Below are 13,375 nucleotides of genomic sequence, written 5' to 3'. Positions count from 1 at the left end.
GCGGGGTGCGAAGCGCCGGAACGCGCCCGGTGGCGCGGGCGCCGGGCGCTCAGGGGAGGTGGAACACCTCGGTGAGCGGGCGCATCGCCTCGTCGGGCCTGGCCCCGTCGAGCGCCTCGAAGAACTCCCCCATCGCGGCCTGCCAGCGGGCGTTCACCTCGGTCGCGTCCATGGCGCGCCGCGCCGCGGCGAAGTCGTCGGTCTCCAGGTAGCCGACCAGGAGGCCGTCATCGCGCAGGAAGAGCGAGTAGTTGTGCCAGCCCGCCTCGGACAGGGCCGCGCGCATCTCGGGCCACACGTTCTCGTGCCGCTCGCGGTACTCGTCGATCCGGTCCTGGCGGACCTTCAGCAGAAAGCAGACCCGCTCCATGGCCCCGTCCCCTCTGAAAGGTTTCACGCGGTCGCCGCACGCTAGCCACGTCCCTCGGACGGCGTCAAGATCCGCCCCTGCGCCCGCGCGGCGACGGCGGCGCGCGGCGGCCCGTGCGCGCCCGCCCGTCTTGACAGCCCTTGCCGCCCGTCTTAGCGTCCAGACAGTGAAACGATTCATACTCCGCGTCCGCACGGCGTCGCGCACCTTGGGAGCCCTGATCGCATGACCGCCCCATCCGCCGTCAAGGCGGCCCTCGCCTCGCAGGCCATCGAGACCCCGTCGTGGGCCTACGGGAACTCCGGCACCCGCTTCAAGGTGTTCGCCCAGCCCGGCGTCCCCCGCGACCCCCGGGAAAAGCTCGACGACGCCGCCCAGGTCCACCGCCACACCGGCGTCGCCCCCACGGTCGCCCTGCACATCCCCTGGGACCGGGTGGACGACTACGCCGCGCTCGCCCGGCACGCCGACGACCTCGGGCTGCGGCTCGGCGCGATCAACGCCAACGTGTTCCAGGACGACGACTACAAGCTCGGCAGCGTGTGCCACCCGGACGCGGCCGTGCGGCGCAAGGCGCTCGACCACCTCTTCGAGTGCGTCGACATCATGGACGCCACGGGCTCGCGCGACCTCAAGCTGTGGTTTTCCGACGGCACCAACTACCCCGGCCAGGACGACATCAGGGCCCGCCAGGACCGGCTCGCCGAGGCGCTGACCGCGGTCTACCAGCGGCTCGGCGATGACCAGCGGATGCTGCTGGAGTACAAGTTCTTCGAGCCCGCCTTCTACACCACCGACGTCCCCGACTGGGGCACCGCCTACGCGCACTGCCTCAAGCTCGGGCCCAAGGCGCAGGTCGTGGTGGACACCGGGCACCACGCCCCCGGCACCAACATCGAGTTCATCGTGGCGCTCCTGCTGCGCGAGGGAAAGCTCGGGGGGTTCGACTTCAACTCCCGCTTCTACGCGGACGACGACCTGATGGTGGGCGCGGCCGACCCGTTCCAGCTGTTCCGCATCATGTACGAGGTGGTGCGCGGCGGAGGGCTCGACCCGGCGGCGGGGGTGGCGTTCATGCTCGACCAGTGCCACAACATCGAGCCCAAGGTGCCCGCCATCATCCGCTCGGTGATGAACGTCCAGGAGGCCACGGCCAAGGCGCTGCTCGTCGACCGCGACGCGCTGGCCGCCGCGCAGGCGTCGGGGGACGTGCTGGGCGCCAACGCCGCGCTGATGGACGCGTTCTCGACGGATGTGCGGCCGCTGCTCGCCGAGGTGCGCGAGGACGCGGGGCTCGACCCCGATCCGGTGGCCGCCTACCACCGCTCGGGCTGGGCGGAGAAGATCATCGAGGAGCGCAAGGGCGGCCAGCAGGCCGGTTGGGGGGCCTGAACCGATGACGACGCACGAGGACAACGGACCCGTCGACGAGCTGCTCGCGCGCTCCCACCGGCTGGGCTCCGACCCGCGCAACACCAACTACGCGGGCGGCAACACCTCGGCCAAGGGCACCGCGAAGGACCCGGTGACCGGGGGCGACGTGGAGCTGCTGTGGGTGAAGGGCTCGGGCGGCGACCTGGGCACGCTGCGCGCCGCGGGGCTCGCGGCGCTGCGGCTCGACCGGCTGAGGGCGCTGACCGGGGTCTACCCGGGCGTGGAGCGCGAGGACGAGATGGTGGCGGCGTTCGACTACTGCCTGCACGGCAGGGGCGGGGCCGCGCCGTCGATCGACACGGCGATGCACGGGCTGGTGGACGCGCCCCATGTGGACCATCTGCACCCGGACTCGGGGATCGCGCTGGCGTGCGCGGCGGACGGCGAGGCGCTGACCGCGGAGTGCTTCGGCGACCGGGTGGTGTGGGTGCCGTGGCGGCGGCCGGGCTTCCAGCTCGGCCTGGACATCGCGGCCATCAAGGAGGCCAACCCCGGCGCGATCGGCACGATCCTGGGCGGCCACGGCATCACCGCGTGGGGCGCCACGAGCGAGGAGTGCGAGCGGAACTCCCTGGAGATCATCCGCACCGCCGAGCGCTTCATCGCGGAGCGTGGCAGGCCCGAGCCCTTCGGTCCCGTGCGGGCGGGGTTCGAGGCGTTGCCCGAGGGTGAACGGCAGGCGCGCGCCGCCGCGTTGGCGCCGGTGATCAGGGGGCTGGCGTCCACGGACAGGCCGCAGGTGGGGCACTTCGGCGACGCGGAGGTGGTGCTCGACTTCCTGTCGCGGGCCGGGCATCCGCGCCTGGCGCGCCTGGGCACGTCGTGCCCCGACCACTTCCTGCGGACCAAGGTCCGCCCTCTGGTGCTCGACCTGCCCGCGGACGCGCCGCTCGACGAGGCCGTGGCGCGCCTGAGGGAGCTGCACGCCGAGTACCGCGAGGAGTACCGGGCGTACTACGAGCGGCACGCGGACGCGGCGTCGCCGCCGATGCGCGGGGCGGATCCGGCGATCGTGCTGGTGCCTGGCGTGGGGATGTTCTCGTTCGGCAAGGACAAGCAGACGGCGCGGGTGGCGGGCGAGTTCTATGTGAACGCCGTCAACGTGATGCGGGGCGCCGAGGCGGTGTCGTCGTACGCGCCGATCGAGGAGCGGGAGAAGTTCCGCATCGAGTACTGGGAGCTGGAGGAGGCGAAGCTGCGGCGCATGCCGCCGCCCAAGCCGCTGGCGACGCGGGTGGCGCTGGTGACGGGGGCGGGCTCGGGGATCGGGCGGGCGACGGCGCGGCGCCTCGCCGACGAGGGCGCGTGCGTCGTGGTCGCCGATGTCAACTCCGAGGCGGCGCAGACCGTTGCCAAGGAGCTTGGCGGCCCCGACCGGGCGGTGGCGGTGACCGTGGACGTCACGTCGGAGGAGGGCATCGCGGCGGCGTTCCGGGCGGCGGCGCTGGCGTTCGGCGGGGTCGACCTGGTGGTCAACAACGCCGGGATCTCCATCTCCAAGCCGCTGCTGGAGACGACGGCCGAGGACTGGGACCGGCAGCACGGCATCATGGCGCGCGGCTCGTTCCTGGTGTCGCGCGAGGCGGCGCGGGTGATGTCCGAGCAGGGGATGGGCGGCGACATCGTGTACATCTCGTCGAAGAACGGGGTCTTCGCCGGGCCCAACAACATCGCCTATGGCGCGGCCAAGGCCGACCAGGCGCACCAGGTGCGGCTGCTGGCCGCCGAGTTGGGCGAGCGAGGGATCCGTGTCAACGGCGTCAACCCCGACGGCGTGGTCCGCGGCTCCGGGATCTTCGCCGGTGGCTGGGGCGCCAAGCGGGCGGCGGTGTACCGGGTGCCCGAGGAGCGTCTTGGCGAGTTCTACGCCCAGCGCACGCTGCTGAAGCGGGAGGTGCTGCCCGAGCATGTGGCGAACGCGGTGTTCGCGCTGACCGGCGGGGACCTGAGCCACACGACGGGGCTGCACATCCCCGTGGACGCGGGCGTGGCGGCGGCCTTCCTGCGTTGAACTCCCCTTCCCCGCCTTCCCGTTGACCGTTCGCCCGTTGACCGTTCGCCCGTTGACCGTTCGCACCGCCTTCGACCGAGGAGAGTCGCCATGCCGTCCGCCCCCCGTCCCTTCGCCGCGGTGGATCTGGGGGCGGCCAGCGGCCGGGTGATGCTCGGGCGGGTGGCCGGTGGCGAGCTGTCGCTGACCGAGGTGCACCGCTTCCCCAACGAGCCGGTGCGGGTGGGTCCGACGCTGCACTGGGACATCCTGGCGCTGTACCGGGGCGTGCTTGAGGGGCTGCGCGCGGCGGGCCGTGCCGCGGGCGGGCGGCTCGCCTCGGTCGGGGTGGACTCGTGGGCGGTGGACTATGGGCTGCTCGACGCGTCGGGCGCGTTGCTTGGCAATCCGGTGCACTACCGCGACGGCCGCACCGAGGGCGTCGCGGCGCGCGTGGCCGAGGTGCTGCCGCCGCGGGAGCTGTATGCGGCGACGGGGTTGCAGGAGCTTCCCTTCAACACGGTGTACCAGCTGGCCGCCGCCCGGGGCACGCCCCAACTGGCCGCCGCGCGCACGCTGTTGCTGATTCCGGATCTGGTCGCCTACTGGCTGACCGGCGTGGCGGGCACCGAGCTGACCAACGCGTCCACCACGCAGCTGATCGACCCGCGCACGCGCGACTGGTCGCGGGTGGTGGCGGACGCGGTGGGCGTCGACCTGGGGCTCTTCCCGCCGCTTCGCCTCCCTGGCGCGTCGGCGGGGGCGCTGCTGCCTGGGGTACTGGACGAGACGGGGCTCACCGGCCCTGTGCCGGTGACGGCGGTGGGCTCGCACGACACGGCGTCGGCGGTGGCGGGGGTCCCGGCCGCGGGGGAACGTTTCGCCTACATCGCCACGGGCACGTGGTCGCTCGCCGGGGTGGAGCTGGACGCGCCGGTGCTGAGCGAGGAGAGCCGCCGGGCGAACTTCACCAACGAGCTGGGCGTGGACGGCACCGTGCGGTACCTGAGGAACATCATGGGCCTGTGGCTGCTCCAGGAGTGCCTGCGCGCGTGGGCCGCGGCAGGGGAGCCGCACGAGCTCGGCCCGCTGCTTCGGCGGGCGGCGGCCGCGGCGCCGCTGCGTTCGGTGGTGGACGCGGGGGATCCGGCGTTTATCGCGCCGGGGCGGATGCCGGAGCGGATCGCGCGGGCGTGCCGCCGCACCGGGCAGCCGGTGCCGCGCGACGCGGGCGAGACGGTGCGCTGCGTGCTGGACTCGCTCGCGCTGGCGCACCGGGCGGCGGTCGACGACGCGGTGCGGCTCTCGGGCCGCGCGGTGGACGCCGTGCACGTGGTGGGCGGCGGGGCGCGCAACGCGCTGCTGTGCCAGCTGACGGCGGACGCGTGCGGGCTGCCCGTGGTGGCGGGCCCGGCCGAGGCGGCGGCCCTGGGGAACGTGCTGACGCAGGCCAGGGCGGCGGGCGCGGTGGCGGGGGGCCTGGCGGAATCGAGGGCGCTGCTGGCCGCCACGCAGCCGCTGAGGCACCATGAGCCGTCGGGCGACCGAGCGGTCTGGGACCGCGCGGCGGCCCGGCTGGCCGACGCCGGAGCGGCCGACGCCGGAGCGGCCGACGCCGAAACGGCGGACGCCGGGACGGCCTTCGGCGGAAAGGAGAAGTAGCCATGCGCGTCGCGCTCTTCGTCACGTGCGTCAACGACACGCTGTATCCGCGCACCGGGCGGGCGGTCGTGTCGCTGCTGGAACGGCTCGGGGTCGAGGTGGAGTTCCCCGTCGAGCAGTCCTGCTGCGGGCAGGCGCAGTTCAACAGCGGGTACCGGCACGAGACCGAGCCCCTGGTGCGGCGCTTCGCGCGGGCGTTCGACGGGGTCGACCACATCGTGGCGCCCTCGGGGTCGTGCGCGGCGATGGTCAGGGACAACTACCCCAGGATCGGCGCCAAGGCCCTTGCGGAGGGCCGGGGTTCGGAGCTGGCCGACGCGGCGGCCTCGGTGGTGCCGCGCACGCGCGAGCTGACGGAGTTCCTGGTGGACGTGCTCGGGGTGACCGACGTGGGGGCGTACTACCCGCACACCGTCACCTACCACCCCACGTGCCACGGGCTGCGGATGCTGGGGCTGGGCGACCGCCCGACGCGGCTGCTGCGCGCGGTCAAGGGCCTTGAGCTCGTGGACCTGCCGGGCGCCGACGAGTGCTGCGGCTTCGGCGGAACGTTCGCGGTGAAGAACTCCGCGGTCTCCTCCGCCATGGGCGCCGACAAGGCGCGCCACATCACCGGCACGGGCGCGGCGGCCGTGTGCACGGTCGACAACTCGTGCCAGATGCACATCGGTGGCACGCTGTCCAGGCTCGGCTCGCCGGTCCGCCCGGTGCACATCGCCGAGATCCTGGCCAGCACGGAGGAGGAGCAGTGGTAGGCACCTATCTCGGCATGCCCGCGTTCCCCGAGGCGGCGCGCGGCGCGGTGGGCGACGCGCGGCTGCGGTCCAATCTCACGCACGCCACGCACACCATCAGGGACAAGCGCGCCAAGGCCGTCGCCGAGCTGCCCGACTGGGGGCGGCTGAGGGCGGCGGGCGCGGCGATCAAGGACAGGACGCTGCGGCATCTCGACCACTATCTGGAGCGCCTCGAGGAGTCGGTGACCGCCGCGGGCGGCCAGGTGCACTGGGCGGCCGACGCGCGCGAGGCCAACCGCATCGTGACGCGCCTGGTGCGGGAGACCGGCGAGGACGAGGTCGTCAAGGTCAAGTCGATGGCGACGCAGGAGATCGGCCTCAACGCCGCGCTGACCGCCGCGGGGATCCGGGCCAACGAGACCGATCTGGCCGAGCTGATCGTGCAGTTGGGCGACGACCTGCCCTCCCACATCCTGGTCCCTGCGATCCACCGCAACCGGGGCGAGATCCGCGACATCTTCGCCGAGCGCATGGCCGACTGGGGCCGCCCCGCGCCCGAAGGGCTGACCGACTCCCCCGCGGACCTCGCGGAGGCCGCGCGGCTGCATCTGCGGCAGAAGTTCCTGAACGCCAAGGTCGGCGTCTCCGGCGCCAACTTCATGGTGGCCGAGACCGGCACGATGGTGGTGGTCGAGTCCGAGGGCAACGGGCGGATGTGCCTGACGCTGCCCGAGACGCTGATCTCGGTGGTGGGCATCGAGAAGGTCGTGCCAACGTGGCGCGACCTGGAGGTGTTCCTGCAACTGCTGCCGCGCTCCTCGACGGCGGAGCGGATGAACCCGTACACGTCGATGTGGACCGGCACATCGGAGGGCGATGGGCCGAGGACGTTCCACCTGGTCCTGCTGGACAACGGCCGCACCGACGCGCTCGCGGACACGGTGGGGCGGCAGGCGTTGCGCTGCATCCGCTGCTCGGCGTGCCTGAACGTCTGCCCGGTGTACGAGCGGGCGGGCGGCCACGCGTACGGCTCGGCCTACCCGGGCCCGATCGGCGCCGTTCTCACGCCCCAACTGCGGGGCGTGGCCAGCGAGTTGGATGCCTCGCTGCCCTATGCGTCATCGCTGTGCGGGGCGTGTTACGAGGTGTGCCCCGTGGCCATCGACATCCCCGAGGTGCTGGTGCACCTGAGGGAGCGGGTCGCCGAGGGCGGGGAGGTGACCGTGCGGGGCACCCGCACCACCGTGCGCCCGGCGCGCGGGCACGCGGCGGAGCGCGCGGCGATGCGCGCCTCGCGCTGGGCGCTCGACCACCCGGGCGTGCTGCGCGCCGGGCAGCGCGTGGCGGGCCGGGCGCGTCGGCTCGCGCCCCGGCGCCTGCCGGGCCCCGGGCGCGCCTGGACGGACACGCGGGACATCCCGGCGCTACCCGCCGAGTCGTTCCGCGACTGGTGGCGGCGGACCAGGGAGAAGCCGACGCGGGGACGCGGAAACGGCGCGAAGGGGACGGGCCGATGAGCGGGCGCGATGTGGTGCTCGGCCGGGTGCGGCGGGCGCTGGCGGACGTGCCGCGCGACGAGGGCCCCGACGACGTGCCCGTGCCCCGCGACTACGCCATCACCCACTCCCCCGCCGACGCGGTGGAGACCCTGGCCGAGAACCTGGCCGACTACCGCGCCCTGGTGCACCGCGCCGACGCGGCGGGCCTGCCCGGGCTCATCGCCCGGCTGCTGGCCGAGCGCGGCAGCCGCTCGGTGGTGACCCCGCCGGGGCTGCCACCCGAGTGGCTGACCGGGACGCCCGAGGACGTGCGCCGCGTGGCGGACGCGGCGGAGTCGACCCCGCACGACCTGGACGCGGTCGACAGCGTGGTGACGGGGTGCGCGCTGGCGATCGCCGAGACGGGCACGATCGTCCTCGACGGCGGCCCCGACCAGGGGCGGCGGCGCATCACGCTGGTCCCCGACCACCACATCTGCGTGGTCAGGGTCCCCGACCAGGTGGTGGACTCGGTGCCCCAGGCCCTGCCCCTGCTGGTCCCCGACCGGCCGCTGACCTGGATCTCCGGGCCATCGGCGACGAGCGACATCGAGCTGGACCGAGTTGAGGGCGTGCACGGCCCGCGTACGCTTGAGGTGGTTCTCGTCCGCGCGTGATGAGGGGTGGCCCATGCGACTGCTCGACGGCTTCGACCTGGCGCTCGACGCGTTCTCCGAGCGAGTCCACCGCGTCGGCGGCGACCAGTGGGACACGCAGACGCCGTGTGCAGCCTGGTCGGTGCGCGGCCTGGTCAACCATCTGACGAGCGAGCACCTGTGGGCGCCCTGGCTGCTGCGCGGCGCGGCGCTTGACGAGGTGGGCGACCGGTTCGACGGCGACGTGCTGGGCGACGACCCGGTGGCGGCGTGGGACGGCGCGGCGGCGGGCTCGCGCGCGGCGTTCCACGCCTCGGGCGCGCTGGACACGCCGGTGCAGACGAGCGGCGGGCCGACCCAGGCCGAGGAGTATCTGTCGCAGATGACGCTCGACCTGGCCGTGCACGGCTGGGACCTGGCGCGCGGCATCGAGGTGGACGACCGGATCGACCCGGGTGTGGCGGATCTGCTGCTCGGCTACGCGGAGGAGAAGTCGGCCGCCTGGCAGAGCCTCGGCATCTTCGCCCCCCCGGTCGCCGTCCCCGACTCCGCCTCGCCCCAGGACCGCCTGGTCGCGGCCCTGGGCCGCCGCCCCTGAGGGGAGCCACCGCCGGGCGGGCCAAGCGGCAGGAGACCGGGGGGCGCCCGGTCCTGTGGGACCGCATCGGGTGCGCCGCCCCGGACGGACGCGCGGATCAGCGCAGCCGGGTCGCGGGGCTGGCGGGGGTGAGGAGGTGGGTGGTCAGGCGTGTGGCGTGCGGGGCGATGAGGCCCGCCAGCTGGTCGACGGCCTGCTCGACGACCTTGCGGCCCGCGTCAGGCTCGACGGTCTCGAGCAGGAACACCACGTCGGCCGAGCCCGGGGTGACCTTGGTGCGGTCGCTGTCGCGGTGGTTCCAGTGGCGGGTCAGCACGCCGTCGGCGTCGGCGTAGACGACCTCGCCCCGCCTGGCCTCCTCGACGGTGTCAGGCTCGCCCAGCGGGACGAACGCGTCGCCGGGCACCGCGAACCGCAGCGCGATGTCGCCGCGCACGGCGCCCAGGTCGAACGCGCCCGCGGGGACGGCATGGGTCACCGAGACGGCGTTATAGGCGTCCACGGCGGGGCTGATGCGCGGCAGCCGCCCGGTCTTGCCAAGCCGCCGCGCCAGCGCGTCCATGCTGGGCCTGAAGCGGCGGGGGTTGGTGCCGAACGCCCGGTAGGCGGCGTGCCACGAGGCCAGCGAAGGGTCGGACTCGGCGGGCGCGGTCCAGCCGCCGTCCGCCGCCGACGACTCGACATCGGACAGCAGGCGTTCGGTCTCGGGCCACGGGTCCTGTCCCCGCACGCCCTCGGCCACCACCGCGGCCACGGCGAGCGCGGGGAACGCCTCGCACACCTCCGCCGCCACCCGCAGCTCCGTCATCCGGCACGCTCCCTTCGCGGTCCGCCTCTCCGCCCCCGACCCTAGCCCCTGCCCTTCCGCCCCCGTCCATCGGCAGCGTCCGGGGGCCCGCGGCCGTAGGTTCAACGTCGTGAACGCGCTGGGCCTCCCGTCGGTTACGGGGGCCGGAGCGGCGCCCGTAGCGTCGTCGGCATGGAGAAGGACGCCGCGGGCACGCTCGACGAGGCACTGCTCAGGCCGCACGCCACGGGACCCGAGTTCGAAGGGTGGCTGAGCAATCACGCGCTGATGGCCGTGGAGGCGCTGATCCGCCATGGCGAAGGTGCAAGGGTGCACCGCTGGTTGGACGCCTATCGGGCCCGGCTCGAGGACCATCCCACCTCCTGCGGCCGGATCACCGAGCGGAATTGGCGCGAGGCGCTGGGCGATCCGCGTCATCTCGCCGACTGGCCGGTGTACTTCGCCGAGCGGCTCGCCGAGGCGCCCTGGCGCGATGTGCTCGCCGTGTGGTGGCCCCGGCTGCTGCCCGGCATCACGGCGAGCGCGACGCACCCGGTGATCCGGGTCGGGCACGCGGTGCGGACGCTTCTCGCGGAGGGGCGCAACGAGCCGCGGCTGGCCGAGTTGGCGCACGCGCTCGGCTACTGGGCGGCGCGCCCCACCAGGCGCTCGCGGTGGGCGGCGCGGCGGCGCCTTCCCCTGTGGGCGCGGAGGAGGCCCTGCGGTCGGTGCCGCGCGTGGCCGACCAGTCGGGCGGCATCACCCACCGCCTCGCGCGGGTGCGGGACGTTCCCTCGTGGGCGGCGGGGGACGCGGCGGGGGACGCGGCGGGGGACGCGGCGGCGGCGCACAAGCGGCTGCGCGACCTGGTGGTGGGCGCGGCCCGCTACTACGCCACCCATGCGCACGGCTCGCCGGTGATGCTGGTGCACGCGGTGACGGCGCCCAACGCGGTGCGCCGAACCCTGCCCGCGCTGCCGCCCGCGCTATGGCCCGCGAGCCTGGCGGCGGCGTGGACGGCGAGCGCGGGGGTGGTGGCGGCCTATGGCCCGCCCGACGGGGCGCACGCGCCGGAGCGCGCGGCGGGGATCACGCCGGACGAGGTGTTCGCGCGGGCGGCCGAGCACGGCGACGAGCATGTGATCAAGCTGGCCGACACGGTGCTCGACGTGGCGTCGGACGACGACCCGCTCCCCCTCGCCGCGGCCCTGCGCCAGACGCCCCGCGGCGCGTAGCGGGAACGGTCAGGCGCCGTCCGCGGGCAGGCAGGCGGCCCAGCGCAGGCCGCCGAGGAGGTGGCGGGTGAAGTCGGGGTCGGAGAAGCACTCATCGGAGTGGCCGAGCGCGGTGTAGAACGAGCGGCCGCCCGCGCGTTCGTGGCACCAGACGAGCGGGTGGTCGGCGCCCATCCGCCCCCCGGTGTAGGTGCTTTCGTCGGCGGCGGCCAACACCCGCACGCGCTCGCGGGGGTTGGTCGCGAAGTTGTACCACTCGTCGGTGAACTCCCAGCGCTCGCCGAGGTGCGCGGTCGCCGGGTGGTCGCGGTCCTCGACCGACACCACGCCGGGCTGGAGGTCGGGGTGGCCGTCGAACACGGTGCCCACGAGCGTTTCGCCGAACCACGGCCAGCCGTACTCGGTGGTCGAGGCCGCGTGGACGCCGACGAAGCCGCCGCCGTCGGCGACGAAGCCGCGCAGCGCCGCCCTGCCCTCGTCGGTCAGGACGTCTCCGCTGGTGGAAAGGAAGACCACGGCCCGGCTGCCCGGCAGCCCACGGGTCAGCTCGTCGGGGTCCTCCGTGGCCGTCACGTCGAGGCCGTGCTCGGCGCCGAGCCGCCTGAACGCCTCGACGCCCGCGGGGATCGAGGCGTGCCGGTAGCCGGTGGTGCGGGAGTAGACCAGGATCCGGGGGTCGCTCATGGCGTCCCATGGTAGGCGCGGCCGCCGCGGCCCGCCCGGCGCGGCCCGGTGGCGATACCGCCATGATCGCCGCCATTCCGGGCGCCTGATGGGGCGGGAAGGCACAGGCGAAGGAATATCCGACGGCATATTCACCCGGCAGGTCTTCCACTGGACACCCGTGGGGCCCCATGATCTTGACCATCCCCTGGGAGGAGTACACATGCCCCGTGAACCTGTCGCCCGGATCTTCGCCCAGCAGGCGGAGGCGTGCGCCCGGCTCGGCTCGCCGCTCTACGCGGCGCTGCTGGAGCGCGCGGCGGACGACATCAGGGAGGGCGGTCCCTGCGCGGCGGTGCTCGCGGGGCACATCGTCGCGGGGCGCGAGGAGGCGGCGCGGGACCAGGCGTTGCCGCTCCGGCTCGCGGGGGCGGTGCACGCGCTGGTGCTCACCGGGCGCGCGCCCCGGCTCGCGGAGCACTACCCCAGCGCGGGAGGCGTCTTCAGCGCCGAGCGGCCCGACGCGGCGTGGCCCGCGTTCCGCGAGGTGGTCGCGGCCGAGGGCGAGTGGATCGAGGGCTGGCTGCGGCGGCCCCCGCAGACGAACGAGGTGGGCCGCGCCAATCTGCTGCTCGCCGGGCTGCTGTACGCGGTGCCGTCGGCGCAGCTGCCGGTCAGGCTGTTCGAGCTGGGGTCGAGCGCGGGGCTGAACCTCAGGGCCGAGCAATTCCGTTACAGCGCGGGTGACTTCGCGTGGGGCCCGGCCGACTCGGCCGTGCGGCTCGCCGACGCGTGGGAGGGTGAGGTGCCCGACTGGCTGCGGATGGGCGCCCAGCGGCACCAGGCGCTGCGGATCGTGGAGCGGCGCGGCTGCGACCTGACGCCGATCGACCCGCTGTCGGCGGACGGCTCGCTGGCGCTGCGGGCCTATGTGTGGCCCGATCAGCGGGACCGCTTCGCGCGCCTGGACGGCGCGCTGAGCATCGCGGCCAAGGTCTATGCCACGGTGGAGAGCGCGGGGGCGGCGGAGTTCCTTTCGGCGGTCGATCTCGAGCCCGGCACGCTGACGGTGGTGTGGCACTCGGTGATGCGCCAGTATGTGCCCGCCGAGGAGTGGGCCGCGGTGGAGCGCGAGCTGGACCGGCTCGCGGCGGCCTCGGGGCCGGAGGCGGGGTTCGCGGTGATCAGGTTCGAGCCGGGCGAGGTCCGCGGCACGCGCGGCTTCTGGCTCTCGGTGCGCTCGGACAAGGGCCCGGAGCGGCCGCTGGCGCTCGCGCACCCGCACGGGGTACCGGCCCGCTGGCCCACGGCGGTCGTGTGACCGACGATGGGCGCATGGCACACACGATGAGCCCGGCGGAGTGCCGGGAGTTCCTGGCCGAGGGCACCAGGACGGGGAAGCTGGCGACCGTGCGGGCCGACGGCTCGCCGCATGTGGCGCCTGTGTGGTTCGTGCTCGACGGCGACGCGCTCGTGTTCACCACGGGGGCGGACACGGTCAAGGGCCGCAACCTCGCGCGGGACGCCAGGGTGGCGATCAGCGTGGACGACGAACGGGCGCCGTACGCGTTCGTCGTGGTGCGGGGCCGGGTGGCGCTGAGCGAGGACATCGAGGAGCTGCGCGCGTGGTCGACGCGCATCGGCGGCCGGTACATGGGCGCGGACCGCGCCGAGGAGTTCGGGGCGCGCAACGGCGTGCCGGGCGAGCTGCTGGCGCGGGTCACGCCCGAGAGCGTCGTCGGGCAGTCCGCCGTGGCCGAGTGAA

General features: G+C 74.4%; 12 protein-coding genes and 1 pseudogene. 10 read left to right on the top strand and 3 right to left on the bottom strand.

The window, feature by feature from the left end; genetic code table 11:
- Positions 1–49: 49 nt before the first annotated feature.
- Complete coding sequence (locus tag DEH69_RS14945) at positions 50–370, bottom strand: L-rhamnose mutarotase (protein ID WP_113687461.1); 321 nt, start codon at positions 368–370, stop codon at positions 50–52.
- A gap of 225 nt (positions 371–595) precedes the next feature.
- Here DEH69_RS14945 and rhaI point away from each other — a divergent pair, with 225 nt between their 5' ends.
- From rhaI to DEH69_RS14910, 7 genes are all read left to right on the top strand, one after another.
- Complete coding sequence (rhaI, locus tag DEH69_RS14940; protein WP_113687460.1) at positions 596–1,762, top strand: L-rhamnose isomerase; 1,167 nt, start codon at positions 596–598, stop codon at positions 1,760–1,762.
- 4 nt (positions 1,763–1,766) lie between these two features.
- A complete protein-coding gene (locus tag DEH69_RS14935; RefSeq protein WP_113687459.1) occupies positions 1,767–3,815 on the top strand; it encodes a bifunctional aldolase/short-chain dehydrogenase in 2,049 nt (682 codons plus the stop codon).
- Positions 3,816–3,905: 90 nt separating this feature from the next.
- A complete protein-coding gene (locus tag DEH69_RS14930) occupies positions 3,906–5,456 on the top strand; it encodes a rhamnulokinase family protein (protein WP_113687458.1) in 1,551 nt (516 codons plus the stop codon).
- Between the two features lie 2 nt (positions 5,457–5,458).
- Positions 5,459–6,211 carry a (Fe-S)-binding protein gene (locus tag DEH69_RS14925; protein ID WP_113687457.1) on the top strand — a complete coding sequence of 251 codons (753 nt, stop codon included), beginning with the start codon at positions 5,459–5,461 and terminating at the stop codon, positions 6,209–6,211.
- On the top strand, positions 6,205–7,710 hold the full coding sequence (locus DEH69_RS14920) for a lactate utilization protein B (RefSeq protein ID WP_113687456.1): 1,506 nt from the start codon (positions 6,205–6,207) through the stop codon (positions 7,708–7,710). The genes DEH69_RS14925 and DEH69_RS14920 overlap by 7 nt, the downstream gene beginning before the upstream one ends.
- Entirely contained in the window at positions 7,707–8,348 is a 642-nt protein-coding gene (locus DEH69_RS14915; protein WP_113687455.1) for a lactate utilization protein C, read from the top strand. Before DEH69_RS14920 ends, DEH69_RS14915 begins: the two co-directional genes overlap by 4 nt.
- A gap of 13 nt (positions 8,349–8,361) precedes the next feature.
- Entirely contained in the window at positions 8,362–8,925 is a 564-nt protein-coding gene (locus tag DEH69_RS14910; protein ID WP_113687454.1) for a TIGR03086 family metal-binding protein, read from the top strand.
- Positions 8,926–9,022: 97 nt separating this feature from the next.
- Here DEH69_RS14910 and DEH69_RS14905 read toward each other — a convergent pair whose 3' ends face one another.
- Positions 9,023–9,733, bottom strand: a complete 711-nt coding sequence (locus DEH69_RS14905; protein WP_113687453.1) for a B3/4 domain-containing protein — start codon at positions 9,731–9,733, stop codon at positions 9,023–9,025.
- A 171-nt stretch (positions 9,734–9,904) separates the two neighbouring features.
- On the opposite strand from DEH69_RS14905, the pseudogene DEH69_RS14900 reads away from it, so the two are divergent.
- Positions 9,905–10,947: pseudogene (locus DEH69_RS14900) on the top strand (questin oxidase family protein).
- A 9-nt stretch (positions 10,948–10,956) separates the two neighbouring features.
- Here the strand turns inward: DEH69_RS14900 and DEH69_RS14895 are convergent.
- Positions 10,957–11,631, bottom strand: coding sequence for a ThuA domain-containing protein (locus DEH69_RS14895; RefSeq protein WP_113687452.1), 675 nt, complete (start codon positions 11,629–11,631; stop codon positions 10,957–10,959).
- Positions 11,632–11,833: 202 nt separating this feature from the next.
- On the opposite strand from DEH69_RS14895, the gene DEH69_RS14890 reads away from it, so the two are divergent.
- A complete protein-coding gene (locus tag DEH69_RS14890; protein WP_113687451.1) occupies positions 11,834–12,931 on the top strand; it encodes a DUF2332 domain-containing protein in 1,098 nt (365 codons plus the stop codon).
- Positions 12,932–12,945: 14 nt separating this feature from the next.
- Entirely contained in the window at positions 12,946–13,374 is a 429-nt protein-coding gene (locus DEH69_RS14885) for a PPOX class F420-dependent oxidoreductase (protein ID WP_113687450.1), read from the top strand.
- The last annotated feature ends 1 nt before the right edge of the window (position 13,375 follow it).

This window comes from Streptomyces sp. PT12, from assembly GCF_003311645.1.
Classification (GTDB): Bacteria; Actinomycetota; Actinomycetes; order Streptomycetales; family Streptomycetaceae; genus Streptomyces.
Note: the sequence above shows the minus strand (reverse complement) of the source record. Positions and strands in the feature narration are given on the sequence as shown.